Origin of the sequence: Thermogutta terrifontis (assembly GCF_002277955.1) — a bacterium.
GTDB classification, from domain to species: domain Bacteria; phylum Planctomycetota; class Planctomycetia; order Pirellulales; family Thermoguttaceae; genus Thermogutta; species Thermogutta terrifontis.
The window spans coordinates 3,821,476-3,842,360 of sequence record NZ_CP018477.1 but is presented as its reverse complement, the minus strand read 5'-3'; the positions used below and the strand labels follow the sequence as shown (position 1 = coordinate 3,842,360).

Sequence of the window (20,885 nt, the reverse complement as noted above, 5' to 3'; positions counted from 1 at the left end):
CCAGCCGATCACAGGCAAAGCGGGCCCAACTAGGGCGTAGACCGTACTCCCTCCCCGCCCAGTCTAAGCCTCATTGTATGAAGTATCGGCGGGATTTGTCAATAACCTGAGCGCCGGTCTTTTCGACCTCACGCTTTTCAGTATCTCCAAAACCGATAACCTTTGCAAGCCCCGGTTCAGGGAACGGCCGATCTGAGAATTCCCGGAAAGCCCGTCGGTAACCAAGGCAATCCCAGTGATCCTTTCCGAGTGCCGCGGACGCACCTCAAGCAGCTCCCGGCCGTATGTGATGCGGGGTCTTACTGCACACAAGAAGACATACCACGGATGAGCACAATTCCAACCAAAGATTCACACATTATGCTTATTACGTGTTATAAGACGATCAAGCTTAGAAATGCCGACCCGATCAGCTTTGAGGTGTGGCCTCACCGTCAAGCGTTATTTTCACCCCGGAAATCAACGCGAGAATCGACATGTTAGCAAGGGAAGTTTCGTTTTCCCTAAGCGTATGGCAAGAATCCCCCCTCGGATATGGCTGATGGCCGGGTTTTAGGTCTGCCACCCATTGAACCAGCTCCGCAACCTGCCGTCGCAGCTCGCCCAGGCGAATGCCCCCAAATGAGGCTGGAAATCCCGCCAAGTGCTCTTCTGCCCGCTGAACCAGGCGCTCAAATCCCACCTGGTTCCCCCGTTCCAGGTGCGCGAGGGCCACCGCAAACTGAATCAATCCCTGATAAAAAGACCGATCCGGCTCCTCGCTTTCCCTCCAAACTTCCTCCCAAACTTCGTGGGCCTCGAAAAACTCTCCTGCGTTGAAAAGCTTCACTCCCATCAAGAAGAGGGCTTGATGATCCATGTGTCATTGCCCTTCAGACTGGTCCACAGGGGTCCCAACCACCACCTGACCGTTTTGTCGACTCCTGACCGCGTCTTGCCGCTGCCCGAGAATAACAGGCGTCCTGGTTACCGTCTGACTGCTCTCAGGCAGCACGAGAAGCGAATTTCGCGCCCAAACTCGCTTGACAACGGTAAACTCCAGGGGACAATGTCAAAATTCAGCGAGGGCTTTCTTGCACACCCAAGGCACTGGGTCGGGAGTGCTCCCAGAATTACGGTGTCCACACCAAGGAGATCCTGGATAGCAATGGCTGCTGGTCCCACGCAACGCATTCGGCGAGTCCTGGAAGTACTCGAGAAAGAGTTTCCTGACGCATCCTGCTCGCTCAATTTTACCAATCCCTTGGAGCTTTTGGTGGCGACAATACTTTCCGCCCAGTGCACGGATGAACGCGTCAATCAGGTGACAAAAGACCTCTTCAGAAAGTATCGCACCGCCCGGGACTACGCGACCGTGCCATTGACTGAATTGGAAAAGGACATTCAGAGTACCGGTTTTTATCGGAACAAGGCCCGAAATATTCAGGAATGCTGCCGAATTCTGGATGAAAAATATGGCGGGAAGGTTCCTCCCTCGATGGACGATCTGGTCACGCTCCCCGGCGTGGGAAGAAAAACAGCCAACGTCGTCCTGGGAACCGCTTATGGAATCCCTTCGGGAGTGGTTGTGGACACCCACGTCGCACGCATCAGTCAGCGGTTGGGCCTCACCACTGAGAAAGACCCGGAGAAGATTGAACAGGACCTCATGCGGCTCGTTCCCCAGGATCAGTGGATCCCTTTCGGTCATCGGATGATCAAGCATGGTCGGAAATATTGCACCGCGAAAAAGCCCCGCTGCAGCGAATGTCCCATGAACAGTTTTTGCCCAAAAATCGGGGTGGAAGGAAACACGAAGAGTCCGGGGAAGACCGACAGCTCGTCTGAGTCCAAGAGAGGGAAGCGGGCTACTTCCCGAAGTCGTCGCGAGAGCTGAAAATCAGTGTTCTGCGTTTGCGTTTGCATGGGCTGTGCGGACCTGTTTGATTCGCTGCCCAGGTTGCTGAACAAAACAAGGCAGTTTATTGTGGAGCGCAGACTGACTGAGGAGAGACCATGATCCTTTCTGGAAAAGAGATTCTGGCACAACTGGGTAAGAAGATCATCATCGAACCGTTTAATCCCGCGAGGTTGAACTCCAACAGTTACGATTTGACCCTCCACAACGAGCTGATGATCTACGAGGAAGTGGTCCTCGACATGCGAAAACCCAATCGCGTGCGACGGCTTATCATCCCGGAAGAAGGTCTCGTGTTGACCCCCCACCAGCTTTATCTCGGTCGGACGGTGGAGCGAACCGAAACATATGGCTACGTGCCGATGATTGAAGGCCGCTCCTCAGTCGGCCGTCTGGGGCTTTTCGTCCACGTGACTGCTGGTTTTGGGGACGTGGGTTTTCGTGGTTACTGGACCCTTGAAATGTTCGCGATTCAGCCGGTTCGCATATATCCCGGCGTTCCGATCTGTCAAATCTTTTATCATGAGATTAAGGGCGAGTACGAGGAGTACAAGAGCGACAAGTACCAGGACAATCAAGACATTCAGCCGAGCCTCCTGTTCAAAGAATTAAATCCCGATTTGTGCAACAAGCCGCGATCCAATTTGCCGTTTGGCATCGAAGAGATTCACGGTTGACGGGCTCCTGGGCAATTGAATTTTTCGCAGGCGCAGGTCGTTTATGTCTGAGCCCTCTTCTCCTGTTCCGCCGTACGCCAGGCTGGCTGCCGCACTGGCGGTGGCTATCGGCATCACCGCACTGACGATCCATGATGTGGCGATAGAACGAGGAGGACCAGGCGTCACCTGCGATGAACTTTATCACGTGGGTTACGGCAAGCGGCTGGTGGCCTCGCTGCTGCGTCATGGATCACGGTTTTTTACCCGGGAGTGTGTCAAAGAAACCTTCGCCTGGTCGCCGGAGGGCCCACCGGTCCATCCACCTCTGGGAAACTGGATCCTTGGATGGTTCCACTGGCTGTTTGATCCAGCCCCCCAGGAGCTCTCCCAACTGGCCATCACCCCGGCCCGGTTCGGCACCGCTGTGTGTTTCGGAGTGTTGGTGTTTCTCATATGTTGGGCGGGCGTCCATCGGTATGGGCTTATTGGGGGGCTTGCGGCGGGTTGTTCTCTCGTTTTCATGCCTCGATTGTTTGGACACTCCCATCTCGCCGCGCTTGACGCCATCACGGTACTGATGTGCACGGCTGCGGTCCTGGCTGTGGTTGTGGCAGAGCGAAGCGGGCGGTGGTGGGCATTCGCGCTGGCGGGTTCCGTGTGGGGACTGGCCCTGCTGACACGTTTTCACGGATTGCTGTGCGGACTACCCATTCTGGTCTGGATTGTCTGGCAACGACGTTCAAAAGGGGTTGTTCCCGCCTTTTGCTGGCTGGCCAGCGGGCTTTTGATCTTCTACATCGGCTGGCCGTGGCTTTGGTTTGACACATTCGAGCACCTCAGGCTGTACCTCTCAACAAGCACGCAGCGAACCCCCATCCACGTTTTCTACCTCGGCCGCGTATGGGACGATACCCTTGTTCCCAGACATTACGCCTGGGTCATGTTTCTCGTCACAGTGCCGGTTGGTTTGCTCATCGCGGGTAGCATCGCCATCTTCTCAAACTGGTTGCCTCGCTCGCCTCAAGGCAGGGTTTCAACATTTGTTCCCCAGATGGATGCCGCGGATTTCCTTTTTTTGGGCACGATCGTGTTCTTCCTGGCGATTTTCACAGCACCCAGGGTGCCCGTGTACGATGGCGTTCGACTGTTTCTTCCGGTGTATTCCATGTGGTCATTGCTTGTGGGGAGGGGCACCCAATTGATCTGGGAATGGATATCGCGGATGACATGGCACTGTTTCCGTTACGGCCCGCACTTCGTGCTGGGCAGTTTGTTTGCGCTCCAGGCGGTCGGTGTGGTGGCGTTCAGACCAGCTTGGTTGAGCTACTACAATCTGCTGGTGGGTGGACTGGCCGGCGCCGAGCGGCTGGGATTCGAAGTGAATTACTGGGGCGATGCGCTCACAGAACCCCTATTGGCAGCTGCCGCTCAACGTGCCAATAAAGGAGAGACGCTGGTCTTTGGGCCGAGTTTGGCCCCCTATCAGGCGGCCGGCATCTTGCTTGGCTCGCCTGCCCTGGCGGAGAAAGAAATGGTGGTAGTAGGATGGCCAGCGGGCGCAAAAACACCTCCCAAAAACGCCAGGTGGATGGTTATGTACCATCGCCGAGCAGACCTTGATCAAATTCCCGAGGAAATTCGGCAACAGCCGGTCGTCAGCGAGTTTTCTTGCCAGGGCGTTTGGCTGGCCAGACTCATTCAACTTCCGGCGTCCGCCAGCGAGAACTCGCCTTAAACCATGGCGGCGCGGATGTCGGAAACGGACGACCAGAGACCTCAACGCTTGACCTATTCCTCGTCCTCCGGCACCTTCCACTCATCTTCCTCGTCTTCGTCAGCATCGCGTGGCATCGGCAATCCGTACTCCTCATCGAGCCAGCGGCGAAGGTCGATGAGTTTGCAGCGGCGGCTGCAAAACGGCATCGCGTCCGTGGTCTCCGGATCGAATTGTTTGCCGCAAATGGGGCACCTTAACTTAGCCATCGTGTTTCAGTGCGAACCGGTTCAGAAAGTCCATCCGCTTTGTTTTGTTTCACGAAACAGCCCCAACTAGGCATAGGCCTGGTACAGCGGGGTCAGGACCACCTCCCAAACATGGGCACGCGGCGGAAGACGAACAATGGTGAGAACCACCTGGGCCACATCTTCAGGCTGCAACATGCGACGGCGCTGCTCCTCGGGAACAGGGGTTGGGCGCTGCTCCAAAATGGGCGTGTTCACTTCGCCCGGATAGATATTCGTGATCCGAATGCCGTTGTGGCGTTCCTCCAGTCCCGCGGCCATGCCCAGGGCCGTCATCGCAAATTTTCCCGCACAATACGCCGGGCCAGCCAGTTCCAGGGCCCGCTTTCCGGCGATAGACGAAATATTGATGATCAGGCCGTCGCGCTGCTCGCGCATCATCGGCAGAACGGCCTGCATGCAGTTAAATGTCCCGGTTGCATGAACGGCGAGAATGCGATCCCAATCGTCCGGGGAAAGGACCGCCATACTGCGATTGGCGACGTTGATCCCCGCTGAATTGACCAAAACCTTGGGAACGCCCAGTTGCTCGCGGATGGCGGAAAACGTCGTGTTGACCCTTTGTCGATCCACCACGTCGCACGGAAATGCCCGAAGGCGATCCGCGTACCGGGAATTCTTGACGGCACTTTCCAACCGAGCAGGATTACGGCCCAAGATCGCTACTCGAAAGCCCTCCCCGGCGAGCGATTCCGCCACCGCCAGCCCAATTCCGCTTCCACCACCTGTTACCACGGCCACCGGATCGATGTTGTTTGCCATGAGATCGCTCTTCGTCAATAGAACTCACCAACGTCGCTGTCATGCCCTGCTGCCGTCGCGTCAGCTTTCCTATTTCCCATTTACGCCGAGATCAACCCCCGCGCCAATTCGGAGCCGTCTGAATTCTGAACAGTACGGGCAGTTTCTTGCTCCAAGGACTACCGGAGCATGCCTGGCAGTTTTCGGTGGCTTCACCATGTTCCCGTAAGACATTCCACCTTTTCCTTTGGCGATGAGGGCGCGGACGTCCACGCCGGTTCGCGCCAATTCGACGGTCCGGAGGGACCTGCTTGTCAGGTCCGATCACCACCGATCGAATGCCCATCCCTCCTCATCGGGCACGACAGGCGTGCCCCTCCGAGGTTTACCGCACGGCGTGGAAGGTGTCCTTCCAATAGACCCGGGTTCCACGCGGATTGAGCGTCCCGGTTGCACGTGAATCATGCGAGGGAGTGGAAGGCCGGTTCCACCCGAGCCACGCCACTGGTGCGGGCAATTCATGAATTGCCCCTACAACAGTTTGCCCGGGGCATAGCATGGTTCCTTGCCAAAATGGGGATGGCTCAGCATCTTGCCTGAGTGACGCGCCGTATACTCCGGGGGGTTGACGGGGTTCTCGCGTATGCTTTGCCATTCTGCACTGGTAAAATCATAGAGGGATGGTAAGCCGGTAAAACTTATTCTGCGGGAGCGTTGGCGCTTATGATTTTCAGTCGGTGGTACGCAGTCATGGTGGTCGGCTTCTGGCTGGCCACCATGGGCTGGCTTATCCGTGATAAGATCCTCCCGACTTTTCTCCTGGGGTCGCCACCCAAGTCGCAGGAGATCGTCGACGCCTATCAGCAGGATCGCCTGGTGGGATGGAAGATTCTCTGGAGAGAGCGGGAAATCGGCTGGGCCGTCAGCAAGACGACCGTTTCTGACGAACAGGTGACCGAACTGCGTCATCTCGTGCGATTCCGGGAATTACCCGTTCATGAGATTTTCCCGGTCGTGTGGCAGGCATTGGGGGGGCCGGACACCGGCCTCAAGATGCGCTTAGAGGTAGAGACCACCCTTTTCTTCGACCCCCTCAAAAGACTCTCCTCGTTCCAGACACGCTTGCGAACTCCGGGGGTATCCGAATCGCTGGCGATTGTTCGTGGTACGGTGGATAAAGGCCAGATTCAACTGGTGCTGCAAAGTGGCAGCTTCATGTATTCCACAGAACTCCCCTTTCGGAATGACGCGATCCTCACCGATTCGTTCTCACCCCAGGCAAGCCTACCGGGTTTACGGGAAGGGCAGCAGTGGACGGTTGAGATTTACAGCCCCGTTCCGTTGCCTCATCAGGCTGTTTCGGGAAACCCCATCGATGTCATCCACGCCAAGGTGGAGGGGCGCGACATGATCTTGTGGGAAGGCAGCCGCCGTCCCTGCTGGGTGGTGGTTTATCGTAATGACCCTGCCCAGACTGTGAGTGCTCATTCTTCACCGCGGGGCCGGTTGTGGGTGGAGCCCTCCGGAAGGGTCCTTCGACAAGAAGCGAAGGTGGGCGATGGTTACCTCGTTCTCGTCCGACTGAGTGACGCTCAGGCCAAAACTCTGGCCCAGCGACTGGAGAAAGCACAACCTGCGGAGGAAGGCAGATCACATGATTGACTTCTGGAATGTCAGTAAGCGGTACGGCGAAAAACTCGCTGTCTCTCAACTTGATCTCCATATTCCCCCGGGCGAAGTGTTTGCCTTTCTAGGGCCGAATGGCGCGGGCAAAACCACGACCATCCGCATGCTGGTGGGACTTCTCCGGCCCACCGAGGGACGGGTCTCGGTATGCGGATACGACGCAACCGGGCGCGATCGACTGGCGGCCCAATGCATCGGTTACGTGCCGGACCAGCCCTACCTGTACGACAAACTGACCGGCCGAGAATTCCTTGAGTTTGTAGGGCAGCTCCGCGGATTATCCCGTCGCGAACTAGCCGCCCGAATTGAGCGCGAAGTGGCGCGTTTTGAAATTGGTGATTTTCTCGACGAACTTACCGAGACTTATTCCCATGGTATGCGGCAAAGAGTCGTGTTTGCGGCCGCCGTCCTCCATGATCCCAAAGTGATCGTTCTGGACGAACCCACAGTGGGGCTCGATCCGCGAAGTACCAAACTGGTGAAAGATCTGCTCCGCGAACGAGCGGCGGCGGGCACGGCTGTGTTCATGTCCACCCACACATTGAGCATCGCCGAAGAAATTGCCGATCGCATCGGAATCATACATCACGGCAAACTGATTTTTGTGGGAACCGTGGAGGAGTTGCGATCAGCCCGGGCTAGCGATCACGCTTCGCTGGAAGAGATATTTCTCCAGCTCACGGCCGAGGAGCGGCAGGAAACCAATTCTTTTTCCTCGCCGGCGATCGGAACGTCTGTGGGTGATGTCGGTATGACATCCTCGTTGATCGGCAACCGCGAGCGGGGCACGTCCTCGCAAAAGGAGAGCGACTATTCCGCATGCGAAGTGACTCGGGAGTTTCTTGAATCATCAAGTCAGAACGGCGTTCTCGCGACCGAAACACGTCCGAACCAGCAGTGAGGCTTACTCCCGATGAATGACGTGAGTATGTCCGAGAATCAATTCGCAGCGATGGCCGAGAGAAGCCGCTTCACGGAACCTACCCGGGAAAACGCGATAGCCCTTATCTCGCCGCGATTGGAAGCGGCCTTGTTCCGCAAGGTGCTGCTACTGACAGCACGCACGCTGGTCAGACAGACGTTAAGTCAGGCGTGGTTTCGAGTATGGCTGGTTGTCATTTTGGGCGGTGGACTGTGGCTGGGGTTGTTGGCACTTTTCGCGGAGGGGTTTCAATTCCTGGAAACCACGATCCCTTACGCGGATCTGGTCGAACAGACAGTCCGCTATGTGTTCGGCACCTTTTTCATGGCCCTCACGATCATGCTCATGATTTCCGGGGCAATCCTGTTGCACAGCGGATTATTTCGTGCTCCGGACACCGCCTTCCTCATGACGCAGCCTGTGCGCTTTGAACGAATTTTCCTCACCAAATATGCGGAGACTGTACTGCTTAGCAGTTGGGCGTTCATCATTCTGTCCACTCCCCTCCTTTTAGGATATGCCCAGGTTGTGAAGGCAGACTGGCCCTTCTATGTGGCGATGGTTCCTTATCTTGTGAGCTTTGTCTATATTCCGGCAGCCGGGGGAGCCTTCGTCTGTTTGCTGCTTGCTCGGTTTATCCCCAAGTTGCGAAGGATGCTGATTGTCGTGACCATTGTGGTTGCGGTTGTTGGGCTTTTCGTCCTCTTTCAGTGGATCAGTCGGCTTCCCCGCAACCAGTTTTTGAATGTTCAGTGGCTCGAAAGAACTCTTGACCGGCTGAGCATCACGCAATTTCGACTGCTCCCCAGTTGGTGGTTGGCGTCCGGTCTGCTGGCCATGGCGGCCGGTAATTATAAAGATGGCGTGATGTTTTTCCTCCTGATCCTGGCCAATGCGCTTTTTCTTCAGTGGTGTTGTGTCCAGTTGGCGGGGAAGATCTATCAGCCTGCCTACCTGGCTCTGGCATCTCGGTTGGAAAAGCGTGCCATCCGGCGACAAAATTTGTTCGACCGATTGGTCCTTGAGGAATTCCGAGGCATTCCCTTGTTCGCCCGGCAGCTCATCCTGAAGGACATCCGGCTTTTCCGCCGTGATCCAGTGCAATGGTCCCAATTGCTCGTGTTCGTGGGGCTTCTGGTGTTTTACTTCCTGAACTTACGCCGTTTTTACTACGAGCAGTTTTACTTTGCATGGGTCAATCTTGTGAGCTTTCTCAATGTGGCAGTAGTGGCCCTACTTCTGACCACGTTCACTACGCGATTTGTTTTCCCCCTGATCAGTCTCGAAGGGCCGCGTTTTTGGGTGCTGGGCCTGATGCCCATTTCGCGGCGGGCTATCCTGTGGAGCAAACTTGGATTCGCGCTTGTGCTCTGTCCTCTGCCCTGCGCGGTGCTGGTCTTTCTCAGCGATGCCATGCTCAACGTGGAACCGTACGTGTTCCTCGCTCACCAGTGGGCCATGTTTTTGTGCTGTCTTGGCCTGACGGGCATTGCCGTGGGGCTGGGGGCCCGGTTCCCCAATTTTCGTGCATTTTCCGCCGCCCGCATTGCCTCTGGCTTTGGTGGGACGGTGAATCTCGTGCTCAGTACGTTCTTTATCCTCGTGATCCTTGTGCTGGCGGCCCTGCCGGTGCATATCCGCATGATTGCCGAAAGTTCATTCCTCCTGCCCACGGTAACCGCTAGAATTTCACTCAGCCCGCTCGTAGTGGCATGGCTCACTTATGGCCCGGTGCTGGCGGGGTTGACGACGTTGCTAACGATGGTTGTCTCGCTTTACGTGGGCATGCGGCATTTCGAACGCCTCGAATTCTGATTCCATCACACGGGCCACCCAAAAAGGTCGCGAGGCCCCGAAACCCGATACCCCCATACTTTGGGGCATAAATTGGGTGCTGAGGGGTACAAGCTTGGGGGTGCCCTCGCGGCCTGACCACATTTTCGGAACTTTCCCGGCGCGAAGATGTTTACAGTTTTGGGATGTCATGACAAGGGTTACTGCGCGCCTATCAAGAGTTTTTCGTGGCAAATATTCGCGACAAGCTGTGTATCATGGAAAGGGAGGCAGCGAGCAAACGGTAAGCTGCCCACGTCGGAAATTGGCCGGACTTTCGGCTGGCATTTTCGGTAGGATCGGGGAAAATGGCGATGCAGATCGCTGACATGTTACGGCTGGTGTGCGGTGGGGTCGCCGCAAAGCGAATGGCGCTGGCCATCGGTTTCCTCCTCGCGCTTGTGGGCAACCAGTTTTCTGCTACCTCAGCGGCGGAATACGAGGTGGTGGGGGTACTTGCTTATGCGGTGGAGCCCGAGGTGGGTAAGGAAATCGGGCTCACCGAAAATCAGCTCAAGCAATTGAACGAACTCATCAACAATGCAGAAGCCGAAATCCTAACCACGCTTTCTGATTTGAAAGATCTACCTCCACAGGAACGAAGCGCTAAGCTTGCCCAGTTCCGTCGCAAAATCGAGAATGAGGGACTCGCTGTGCTGAGCACACAACAGCGGGCAAAGCTGGAGCAGATCCGTCTGAAGCGATTGGGCGAGAAATTCTTTGCGGACCCCGTTATCGCAGACAGACTTGGCCTGACCGAAGAGCAAAGGGCAGCCCTGACAAAGGCCCTGGCGGAACGATCGGCCAGTCCAGCGTCGGGAGAAACCTCGGAAAGTTCGGCCGTCGGGGTGCTAAACGAGAACCAGCGTAAAACGCTTCGCGCGATTTTGATGGGAGAACTTGTGAAGTCCGAACCGGGAGCCTCGGAAGCCGCGCCCAGACCGACAGAAGGTCAACCCGGTAGCCAATCCCCAGAACAGCCCCCGGTTGCGTCCCCGGCAGAGGGTCCACCACCAGCGTCAAGCCCAGGGGAACACCGGAGCCATACGCCCGCTGAAAGTCCCGCTTCGGAAGTGCGGCCAGCCGGTAAGGAACCCCACCCCGAGGCCCCCATTGCTCCACCGCAAAGTGGGCCAGCTCCAACAACTGGCACAGCGGCAGTGGTTCCCGCGGAAGGTGGAGTGACCCCACCCGTCGCACCCGAGATGCCTCCGAGCCCTCCGACTCCAGAAAAAGCAGGAGCCTCTTCGGCGACTCCGGTTGCTCCGTCCCAGGGCGGCTCCCCCAGTCTACCTCCATCGGCTGTGGGTGCGACACCATCCGGTCAACCTGCTCCCCCACAATCGAGTGAAATAACGCCCCAAGCTGATGGGCATTCCCCGAGTCCTGCTTCGCCCGGCGCGGAGACAACTGGAGCGTTATCTTCCCCGGTGCCGGCCTCGTCCGCACCGTCGCCCGGGGTGGCAAGCTCACCACAGATGGGTGCTCAGACAGGGTTGGCCACTCCACCAAGTCAGCCGACCCCGACCGCCTCGCAGACTCAATTTCCGCAGCTGCCCCCGCGGGACGTGAAGTTGCGATTCAATTTCCGTTACCAGCCATGGAAAGATGTCCTGGAGTGGCTTGCCCAGCAGGCTGGCCTGTCCCTCGTCATGGATGCTCCGCCGCCGGGAACTTTCAACTATGTGGACGATCACGAATTCACCCCGGCGGAGGCCATCGATTTGCTGAATAGTGTGCTTTTGACGAAAGGCTACGTTCTCATCCGGCGCGAGCGGATGCTCATGCTCCTCAATATCGAAGACGGCGTTCCCTCCAATCTTGTTGATCGCGTGATGCCGGAAGACCTGGACTCCCGCGGCGATTACGAGATGGTAAGCTGCCTGTTCCAGCTTCGCAAGATGACGCCCGAAGAAGCCGAGCAAGAGGTCAAGAAACTGCTTGGACCACAGGGGTCGGTCGTTGTTCTGGCAAAAGCCCGGCAAATTCTCGTTACGGAGACTGCCGGCCGACTGAAAACGATCCGGCGGATGATCGAGGCCATTGAGAACCCGGACGCAGCCACCGGAACGGTACGAACCTTCAAGATCAACCCGTATACGGTTGATCAGGTGTTGAGCATCATCCGCCAGATGTTTCAGATTCCCCCCGATCAGACCGCTGCGCCCGACGGTTCTCTCCGATTTGCCCTTGATCCCAGTGGCAGCAGGATTCTGGTGACAGGTACTCCCGAAATGCTGGATCGGTTCGCAGAGGTGCTCAAAGCGCTGGATCCGAGCTCCGAAAGTCCGGCAAGTCGGCTGGAAAGCACGCCACAGTTGGAAGTTTACCCGATCACCTCCGCCGATCCGCAAATGGTTCTCCAGGTGCTGCAAACCCTTCTCGCCGGGATGCCGGATGTGCGAATTGCCATCGACCCAAAAACGGGAGCGCTCGTAGCCTGGGCGCGACCGGCGCAACACGCGACAATTCGGGCAACGCTTCAGCAAATGCAGGGCGAAGTGGGCCAGGTGGAGGTGATACCGCTGCGCGTCGTCGATCCGCAACTGGCCGTTCTGGCGATTAATAAGCTTTTCGGGGGCAGTGGCGACTCTCCCGCCTCGAACGCGCCGACTGTGGACGCCGACATTACCACAAGAATGCTCCTGGTGAGGGGTACAAAGACTCAAATTGAGCAGATTAAGCAACTGTTGGTCAAGATGGGCGAACCGAGCGCGGATGGTCCGCCGGGCACGGTGAATCTGATGCGGACAATTCCGATGGACGCTGCCACAGCTCAGGCCGTCCTGGAGCAGTTGCAAAATGTTTGGCCGCAATTTCGCGGAAATCGGCTTCAGATCATTCGGTCGGTGGTTCCTTCGGAATCGAACAGCAACCCGTCTCAGGGTTCATCGCCGGGTGCGAACGCTGGTGGCGAGGGAAACCAATCTTCTAACGGTATCGAGTCGACGCGGATACCGCTCCCCCTCGCGGCGGTACCGGCCAGGCGGCTCGTGCTCGGATTGAGTAGCGGCAAGAGCTCCGGCTCGAGCAGTTCTACAACGTCCTCTGCATCCAGTCCCTCCGGAAGCAGCACACCATCATCTCAGCCCCAACCGGGGAGTGCGCCTCCGGGCCAACCTAGTGGTCAACCGCCCTTCTTCCGTCCCTGGGGCTGGGGTCCGCCAGGTGGCTTCTTCGACCGACGAGGTGATTGGAATCGTGAGGGCAGCGAACGGCACGATCATGGAGGCGAACGGGACAGAGGACGGGAGTGGTCTCGTTCCACTTTCTGGGAAGGTCCGGAACAAGATCAGGATGAAATCGATATGACGGAGGATCTGACCGTTACCGGGTCGTATCGGTCAACGCCGTGGGTCAAAACGCAATTAGTGGCCCTTGTTGAAGAAACGGGGAACGCCCCTTCCACAGAACCCGCCAGCCAGCCAGAGCCGACCTCTCAGGCCTCACAACAATCGGCAACACCGGCCTCTCCTCCCTCCGCGGAACAGCCGGCCAGCGGAGGAGGCCAGTCACCCGTTTCGACTGGGGATCAAGCCCCAGTCCCGGCCAGCAACCCGCCGGCGGGTTCCCCGCCGCAAGCCTCCTCCACAACACCAGTCGGGCCTTCCGGTGCTACGGCGCCCGGTTCGCAACCGACCGGCGGTGCACCGCCGATCATCGTGGCGGTGACGCCTGAAGGACTGGTGATCGCGAGTCAGGATCCCGAAGCTCTGAATCAGTTCGAAGACTTGGTCCGGAGGATGGTAAGTAACCAGACAGCCGCCGCGCAACAGACGACCCCTGAACTCGTGGTTTACTATCTCAAACATTCGAAGGCGGAAGTGGTGGCTTCCACCCTTGATCAGATCCTCGGTGGAGGAACGCTCACCACGAGTGGTTCCACCGGTGGCTCACTCATCAGTGAAATTGCCCGGGCTGCATTTGGAGAAGTAGGCGGTGGTTTGGTGGGGAGCCTTCTCGGGGCGGATACCGGTGGTTCCAGCAGTTCCTCAACAACCAGCTCGCGGACCACCACTCGGGTTCAAATCACCCCAGATTCCAGACTCAACGCCCTGATTGTGCAGGCCTACCCGCAGGACCTGCAACTCATCGAAGAGATTCTGCGTGTCCTGGATCAACCTGACAGTCCGCAGGATGTCGCCGTCCAACCCAAAACGGTTATCATCCCGGTCAAGAATACTCAGGCGGAAGAGATCGCACAAATCTTACGGACTGTATACCAGGACCGACTGGTGACGGCGGGAGGCGCCAATCGTCCACCCAGCCCCCAGGAAATCATCCAACTCCTCCGTGGCGGTCGAGGTGGACCGGGGGGACGGAGTCAGCCGCAGCAAGAGCAGGAAAAAATGTCGATCGGAGTGGATACGCGAACCAACTCGCTCATTGTGTCCGCACCTGAGAGACTTCTCAACGAAGTCCGCCAACTCGTCGAACAACTCGATCAAAAGGCGATAACCGACTCGGAGGAAACCACCGAGGTGGTGACCCTTCACAAAGCGAGTGCGGAATCGGTCAGTGCTGCCCTTTCCGCTTTGCTCGGGAGCGGCGTCCAAATCAGGGGAGCAAGCTCCAGTCGCGGAACAACGACTACGACAAGCACATCGAGTTCCTCCTCTTCCAATCGTGGGCCCCAAGGTGGATTCCCGTTCCAGGGCGGCTTTGGGGGATTTCGAGGATTTGGAGGCACCTCCTTTGGTGGTTTCTCACCATTTGGCAGCCGTGGATTCTCATCGTCGCCGTCGTCGGGCAATCGTGGATTCACTCCAAGGACCGGAAGTAGTCGGGGCCGGTAGTGCGATATTTATAACTTGACAGGCCCCTTTTGGTAGGTGTGGTGTAATTCGGTGGGATCAATGAGGGCCTCACAGGGAAACCGTATTCATCACAAAAAAACGGACTTCTCGCAGCAAATCTGTAACATTCTGCGAAGTCTTACACGCGAGAGAGGAATTCGCCGCTTCGCGTGTCTACCTTCACGGTCTCTCCTTCCGAAATGTACTCGGGCACTTGAATGACCAAACCGGTTTCCAAAACCGCCGGTTTGGTGCGCCCCGTGGCCGATGCCCCCCGGACGTAAGGATCGCATTGGACCACCTTTAGTTCAACCGCTACAGGCAACTGGATTCCCACCCACTGTCCTTCGTAAATCAAAACAAAAAGCCCTTCCAGCCCTTCCTTGAGATACTTTAATTCCTCTTCCAGGGCCTCGCGTGGGAGCACGTACTCGTTGAAATCTTGCGAATCGAGAAAGTGCACCTCCTGAGCGTCCGCATACATGTAGGTGACCGGTCGTCGCTCGAAATTCGCTTCTTCCAGCCCTTCCGTGCCCTTCAGCGAAATATCCACCTTTTGCTTGGTGATCAAATTCCGCGCCCGAAACTTGTAGAGCGTGGCCGCTCCCCGTGCACTGGGCGTTTGAACCTGCACCGATTCAATTAAGCACGGGGCATCCTGATAAGTAACAATCATCCCGCGTTTAATGTCTTTGGCCAGTGGCATAGGCAGCACTGATTTCCTTGCGTTTTGAGGTTCGACCACCAATCCTGTACCGTTTTTGTCTCAATTTGCCCCATCAAAATCCATTAAATGACCATCCCCGATTGTGGGTCGATAGCAACCCCGGAGGTCATGCGGGTGAGCAACTCCAGGACGACGATGAGGGCACTCGGATCGAAGAGGTCGCCCGGCTCGTCCTCATCTTCTCCCCACTCTTCATCCAACTGTTCGAAATGGAGGATATCGAAGCGGGCGTCACAATGTCGCAGCGCTCCCAGCCGCTGTTTTTCTTCCGGCGTCAGATCAGGAGAATTCAATTCCTTGATCTGCTTTTCAACGTCTTCCTGAACCTCTGGGCCCTCCACGTAGCAGATATCCATGGCAGAATAAGCATCCGGGGCCACCACGGTAATTGACTCAAACCTCCCCTTCTCATCCGCCTGGGGATTGAGAATTTGATATTGCGGGCCCACCTCTTGAAGGGCTTTGACCACGCTTTGCAGTGTTGGCCGACGCTGTCGGGCAAAGTACACAAAGCATGTCTCCCGCCATTGATAGCGACTATCCTCAAACATGGACATGGCACCACCCCCGCTGCCTATGCACTGCAATCCCTACCATTCCCCCGACCTTTCCGCCCATCACATTTCCCGTGAAGAGGTTCGCCGCGCGTTTGCTCGCGCTGAGATGCCACAGCAAATTGCCATCCCCGCGCGGAACCTGTCTTTCACAACAAGCGTCAGAAAGCGTTCCTCTCTCCGAGGTTTCCATTTTAGGAAATATTTCGGATCTTGCCAAATCGGGTGCGGTCTTGGTTCATCCCCACTTTTCCAAAAACCGCCGCGATGGCATGGGCACGACGTGTTGTAAGGGCCATTCATGAATCGCCCCTACCCCAGATTAGGCCTTCAGACTCTTACGGATTCGGTAAAGAAAGAGGAAATAGACCAGGCGTGCGGTTATAACTTCCAAATGTTGGCCATAACATATCATGCGCTCACGGAATTTGAATGACCACAGTGGAGGAGACACGGCGTCTCGAACCGCAAATGCTTTTGTCCCAGCGGCACGGGAAAAATGCCCCTGCTACAAAGTTTCCAGGTGCGAACCGTTCGAGGTTTTGAATCGGCCCGCGAGCTCTCATGGGCCGTCACGTACCGGAGACCCACTTTCCAAAGAGTTTGACCTGATTGCCGCACGCACTTGCGCAGCCCACGGTGATTCCGGAAATCTCTCAACAAGTTCCTTTACGATCGCCTGATATTCGTGCTGATGGTCAGACCCAGCAGCCGAATCGGGGCTACTGGACGGTGGTGACTTACCGGCAAGTTCGGCTGCTTCCCACAGAGATCGTGCCGCCACGCGACGGTTCTCCGGCCACAAAAACGGCGGTCTCAGCAACCACACCATTGCCCTATCAAAAGCTCCCTGCTGCTTCCAAGCCAATCCCAGAAGATAGCAGGGGCCCGACTTCAACCGGCCGGGGAGCCTCTCGATTACATTCTCCCATTGGGATAATTGATTGGGCTGAACCGATTGCCACCCCCTTCGCCACAACTGAGCTGAAGCAAGGATCGCCATAGTTTCATCGGTCGAAGATCGCAGTCTGTCAAGAACTGTCACCGCTTGAGAGGCCGCCGGCGAATCGAGAAGGTAACTCGCTGCGAGGAGCTGAACCCATGCCAGATCCGAGTTCAACCAGTTTCTGGCCCGCGGTTCCGCCAAGGCCAAAGTCTCCTCGGGAAACCATGCCAGCGGCACACACCAGACAAACGGCGACTGGGGATCAAGCACGACCAATCGATCCACAAACTCTTCACCCGCACGGACGTAGTCTCCCAGCGCGTGGTAACATCGTACGATATCCGCGGTGATTTCACGCCGCCGCCACTCTCGGGATTCCGCTGTCCGTGCACGCACAAACAGGCCCAGCGCTTCTGTGACAGCACCTTCCGCTAATCGCTTGTTCGCCTCACGGTACAGCGACGAGCTGTTAGGCGAATAAGACACCACTCTCTCCACCGGAAAGTGCTTTTCCGTTCCATCACTGAGCCTGAGAATCAACCCCGTTCCCGAGAAATTGACAATCTCCCCACGCCAGCGTTGAACTCGCCCCTCTCCAGCTCTGATCTCGACGAATTCCTCAACCGCTTTTTCCACCGCACTTTGATCTGTCTCAATTTTCACGGGCGAAACACGACGGTCCCGTGCCGAAACCGCAGATAAACTCTGCAAGCCCGAAAGTGAACCCGTTCCGTCCGCCCCGGCTCCCGGTTCGCACAACAAGACAAGGATCACACACCCAAGAAAAGCGTTTCTTTTACATATCCGACGTTGCATGGTGGTCCTTACAAACCATTCACACAAATCGAGAAATCGAACACAATTTATTTGCGCACCAGAGAACGTTTTTGCACGCGGGGCAGATTCCTAAAAACTTTCCTCACGTCCCAGAAAACGCAGTGCTCAGCGGATCGCCTGAGTAATGTCGATGTACACGTACTGGCCACCATTCTGTCTGGCGATCCGCTTAAGAAAGTTGTCGGACGTGCTCTCCGGACCGGTCCCGAATTCAACGGCGTGAATGACAATTCCATTTGCCCATCGATGAATCTGTGCCAGCTTCGCTTCGGATAGCCGCGGCTCGTCGGCATCTGTCAGAAAGAAGATCACGTCCGGTCGGAGCTGAATGGCGGCCAGGAGAGCCGCGTCGTGCTGCGTCCCCCCACCCGCCGTGATGGACTGAATGAAACGAATCGCTCGGGCTTTGTTTTCATCTGTGGCGAAGGCGAGCCGCCCAGGCTGGCCAGAAGGGTTGAACAGCGTGGGCCGCTCGTTGTAAAAAATGATCTCGAACTGTTGCGTCTTGTCGAGTGACTGAATGCTGGCGACGAGCTCGCGTTTGGCGAAGCTAAGGGCTGTTCTTCCCGACCCTCCCATGCTGCCTGAGCGGTCAAACACGTACACGAATTTGTAACCCGGTGAGCGAATTCCAAATAACGAAGCTGTTCCCGGAGGCCCCGGTTGCCGACCGAAGCCGCCGCCTCCGGCAAAGAGGCCTCCTTCGCCCCCTGCCTGCCCGGCCCCTGTCTCTGGAAGGCTCGATGGTCCCAAAATCTGAAAACCCTTTCGCGGTAGGACCTCCGCGGTGGCGACCTCCTGAACCGATGGCAAAATTTCCTCCAGGGTCGGACGCCCGGAACCGGCTTCCGAACCCCCCTCTGCTGCCTGGTCCTGGCCGATCTGTCCAGACTCGTCAACGTAATAATCCCGTGGTCCGTCCTGGTATTTGAGCGCTATACCAACCTCGCGGACGCTTTCCTCTGTCAAACCATGGGTCGCGGAAGGCCGGAACCAGAGGAAAAGTAGAGCGAAAAGGATCGCGTGGAAGGCCGTGGAAATTGCGAACGAATACCAGAATCGCGGATTACCCTGCTTCCCCTCCCGGAATTTCAGGGTTTCAGACTCCTCTGCTGCGCCTGGACTGTGCGTGAACATGTCCGCGAAACGTTGTTAAGGTTTTCCCTGCTATTATAACGCGATTCGGCCTCCCACTGGAAAAATCTGCCCAGACGTAACGGCGAAAAGATATAATTGCAAAATCTGACGCGAAACGCCAACGGCATTGAACGTGATTTTGCCAAAGCCCCGTGGCGATTCTTGTAAAAGACGGTTGCGAAAAAACGAAGCCGGGATCGCAAGCCTTACAAGTCCAGGTGAATGGTCAAGATGAGCGAACTCGTCAATCAACTCAAAATCGTGAAATATCCCCACCCTGCCCTGCGGTACAAGTCAAAACCAGTCAAGCGGGTGGATCGAGAACTGGGCGATATTGTCCGAAGAATGTTCGACCTTATGTACGAGGCGAACGGAATTGGACTAGCTGCCAACCAGGTTAACCTTCCTTACCGTCTTTTTGTCATCAATTTGACGGCGGACCCGAACGAAAAGAAGGAAGAGCTTGTATTCTTAAATCCAGTCATCCTTCGTCGAAAAGGATTCGAGCAAGGCGAGGAGGGGTGCCTCAGTCTCCCTGATTTGAGGGGGACCGTGCGACGATCGAAAGAAATCGATATTCTCGCGTACAACCTGCAGGGGGAGGAAATCTGCTGGCGAGTCACCGGCCTTCTCGCACGGGCGTTCCAGCACGAGCTCGACCACCTTGATGGAATTCTCTTCATTGATCATCTCGAACCCTCGGAATTACTCGATCTGCGAGGTTATGTGGAAAAATGGGAAGATGAGTACATGTCGGCAGTCTCGCAAGGGACCGAGGAACCGGAAGACAAGGTGCTCAGTCGTCTCCGGGAACTGGAAGCCCTCCGGACCTGAAGCTAAAAAGGAGTTCTGAGAAGTTCGTCGCCCTCCTTGCACCGCCGTTGTTAATGGCTTAGGAATCCATTTCGGGCCGCAATTTGGCACCGTCTTCAGTGTTGATTACACTAGGTAAAAGAAAGCTCTACGGAATTTACCCAGGCCGGCGGCTGAGGTCCGCGGCGGATTCTTGCTGGTTGGTGAGTTGTGGGAGTGTGGTTATTTTCCGGAATGGCGGGTGGCTCCACCCGCTGGTATGTCTGACGAGGCGTCTGGCATGTGCTGGCATGATCGACAGCGTTGGCGTATTGGGCGTTTGTTTGGTCTCCTCTTGAGCGCGCTCTTAATTGCCGTACTGGGCGTGGTTGCCCTGGCTGAGGACAACGCCAATCCGCAAAACGGTGCACAGGCTGCCGAGAATCAGCCCGCGCAACCCGTGACACCCTCCCCGGCCGAGAAGCAGCCTGAAGCCATGCCGATTCCGGAGCAGATCCTCGGTCCGCCGCGTCGCCTGGCGCCTGGCGTGTTGATCACAATCCCGCCCGATGTTCAAGTGGATGAGACCCACAACCGCCAGGATATCGTTGAGTTGGTCACCGCCGATCCACAATTGGAGTGGGCCAAAGGGGTGGACTTTCGACGCGAGGTGTACTGTCTGGAATTTCAGTTCAAGCTCCCGCGTCTGATTCAGGTCGATCTTCCGCAGCCCAGTGGCAAGCTTCAGCGAAAGACAATCTGGTATTTGATCTATAAGGTGACGAATCGCGGGGGAGCTCTCCGCCCGGTGCCTGAAGACGACGGCACCTACCGCGTTGATTCAGTGGACATCCCGGTCAGATTCGTGCCCACTTTTTATTTGGAAGCAGAGACGCCCTCTGGCATCAAGAGGTATCCCGACCGAGTCATTCCGCTTGCCAAGCAACCTATCCAGATGCGGGAAGACTCCAACATCAACTTCTACGATTCGACCCAGGTATCCACGCGAGAGCTGGCGGTAGGCCAGTCAATTTGGGGGGTGGCCACCTGGGAGGACGTGGATCCGTCCATCGACAAGTTTTCGATATTAGTAGTCGGACTGTCGAACGCCTACCGTTGGCAAGACCCACCGGGTGCTTACAAAGCGGGAGACCCAATCGGCCAAGGCCGCCGGTTTGAGCGGAAGATCCTCCAGCTCAACTTTTGGCGCCCCGGGGACGAGTTCATCCTTCGGGAAGACGCGATCAGATTTGGTCAGCCCGGGACGGTTGACTACGCGTGGATCTATCGTTAACAATGAAGGAACGATGGGTCTTGAGGGTTTTCTAACATATTT

Annotated in this window: 16 protein-coding genes; 9 read left to right on the top strand and 7 right to left on the bottom strand. The window is 56.7% G+C overall.

What is annotated here, in order from left to right; translation table 11 throughout:
- Window positions 1-409: 409 nt before the first annotated feature.
- Window positions 410-859 carry a DUF309 domain-containing protein gene (locus tag THTE_RS14290; protein WP_095416062.1) on the bottom strand — a complete coding sequence of 150 codons (450 nt, stop codon included), beginning with the start codon at window positions 857-859 and terminating at the stop codon, window positions 410-412.
- Window positions 860-1,147: 288 nt separating this feature from the next.
- On the opposite strand from THTE_RS14290, the gene nth reads away from it, so the two are divergent.
- From nth to THTE_RS14275, 3 genes are all read left to right on the top strand, one after another.
- Window positions 1,148-1,876 carry an endonuclease III gene (gene nth, locus THTE_RS14285; protein ID WP_095416061.1) on the top strand — a complete coding sequence of 243 codons (729 nt, stop codon included), beginning with the start codon at window positions 1,148-1,150 and terminating at the stop codon, window positions 1,874-1,876.
- Between the two features lie 119 nt (window positions 1,877-1,995).
- On the top strand, window positions 1,996-2,574 hold the full coding sequence (gene dcd / locus THTE_RS14280; protein WP_095416060.1) for a dCTP deaminase: 579 nt from the start codon (window positions 1,996-1,998) through the stop codon (window positions 2,572-2,574).
- A 43-nt stretch (window positions 2,575-2,617) separates the two neighbouring features.
- Complete coding sequence (locus THTE_RS14275) at window positions 2,618-4,291, top strand: ArnT family glycosyltransferase (protein ID WP_095416059.1); 1,674 nt, start codon at window positions 2,618-2,620, stop codon at window positions 4,289-4,291.
- A gap of 53 nt (window positions 4,292-4,344) precedes the next feature.
- Here the strand turns inward: THTE_RS14275 and THTE_RS14270 are convergent, their stop codons facing one another.
- Window positions 4,345-4,539: a DNA gyrase inhibitor YacG gene (locus tag THTE_RS14270; RefSeq protein WP_095416058.1), complete on the bottom strand. Its 195-nt coding sequence runs from the start codon at window positions 4,537-4,539 to the stop codon at window positions 4,345-4,347.
- Between the two features lie 66 nt (window positions 4,540-4,605).
- Complete coding sequence (locus tag THTE_RS14265) at window positions 4,606-5,340, bottom strand: SDR family oxidoreductase (RefSeq protein ID WP_095416057.1); 735 nt, start codon at window positions 5,338-5,340, stop codon at window positions 4,606-4,608.
- A gap of 702 nt (window positions 5,341-6,042) precedes the next feature.
- Here THTE_RS14265 and THTE_RS14260 point away from each other — a divergent pair.
- From THTE_RS14260 to THTE_RS14245, 4 genes are all read left to right on the top strand, one after another.
- Window positions 6,043-6,981: a hypothetical protein gene (locus THTE_RS14260; protein WP_095416056.1), complete on the top strand. Its 939-nt coding sequence runs from the start codon at window positions 6,043-6,045 to the stop codon at window positions 6,979-6,981.
- Window positions 6,974-7,906 (top strand): ABC transporter ATP-binding protein, encoded by a 933-nt coding sequence (locus THTE_RS14255; protein ID WP_095416055.1) that lies wholly within the window; start codon window positions 6,974-6,976, stop codon window positions 7,904-7,906. Before THTE_RS14260 ends, THTE_RS14255 begins: the two co-directional genes overlap by 8 nt.
- A 12-nt stretch (window positions 7,907-7,918) precedes the next feature.
- Window positions 7,919-9,742: a putative ABC transporter permease subunit gene (locus tag THTE_RS14250; RefSeq protein ID WP_095416054.1), complete on the top strand. Its 1,824-nt coding sequence runs from the start codon at window positions 7,919-7,921 to the stop codon at window positions 9,740-9,742.
- A gap of 326 nt (window positions 9,743-10,068) precedes the next feature.
- The gene (locus tag THTE_RS14245; protein WP_095416053.1) at window positions 10,069-14,556 is read left to right on the top strand and encodes a secretin N-terminal domain-containing protein; all 4,488 of its coding nucleotides are present in this window, start codon (window positions 10,069-10,071) and stop codon (window positions 14,554-14,556) included.
- A gap of 139 nt (window positions 14,557-14,695) precedes the next feature.
- Here THTE_RS14245 and THTE_RS14240 read toward each other — a convergent pair whose 3' ends face one another.
- From THTE_RS14240 to THTE_RS14225, 4 genes are all read right to left on the bottom strand, one after another.
- Complete coding sequence (locus tag THTE_RS14240; RefSeq protein ID WP_095416052.1) at window positions 14,696-15,262, bottom strand: elongation factor P; 567 nt, start codon at window positions 15,260-15,262, stop codon at window positions 14,696-14,698.
- An 83-nt stretch (window positions 15,263-15,345) separates the two neighbouring features.
- Window positions 15,346-15,840: a hypothetical protein gene (locus THTE_RS14235; protein WP_095416051.1), complete on the bottom strand. Its 495-nt coding sequence runs from the start codon at window positions 15,838-15,840 to the stop codon at window positions 15,346-15,348.
- A gap of 559 nt (window positions 15,841-16,399) precedes the next feature.
- Entirely contained in the window at window positions 16,400-17,446 is a 1,047-nt protein-coding gene (locus THTE_RS14230; RefSeq protein ID WP_157732120.1) for a hypothetical protein, read from the bottom strand.
- A 279-nt stretch (window positions 17,447-17,725) separates the two neighbouring features.
- The gene (locus tag THTE_RS14225) at window positions 17,726-18,757 is read right to left on the bottom strand and encodes a vWA domain-containing protein (protein WP_095416049.1); all 1,032 of its coding nucleotides are present in this window, start codon (window positions 18,755-18,757) and stop codon (window positions 17,726-17,728) included.
- Between the two features lie 231 nt (window positions 18,758-18,988).
- On the opposite strand from THTE_RS14225, the gene def reads away from it, so the two are divergent.
- Complete coding sequence (def, locus tag THTE_RS14220) at window positions 18,989-19,591, top strand: peptide deformylase (RefSeq protein ID WP_095416911.1); 603 nt, start codon at window positions 18,989-18,991, stop codon at window positions 19,589-19,591.
- 259 nt (window positions 19,592-19,850) lie between these two features.
- Complete coding sequence (locus THTE_RS14215) at window positions 19,851-20,843, top strand: hypothetical protein (RefSeq protein ID WP_095416048.1); 993 nt, start codon at window positions 19,851-19,853, stop codon at window positions 20,841-20,843.
- Window positions 20,844-20,885: the final 42 nt, after the last annotated feature.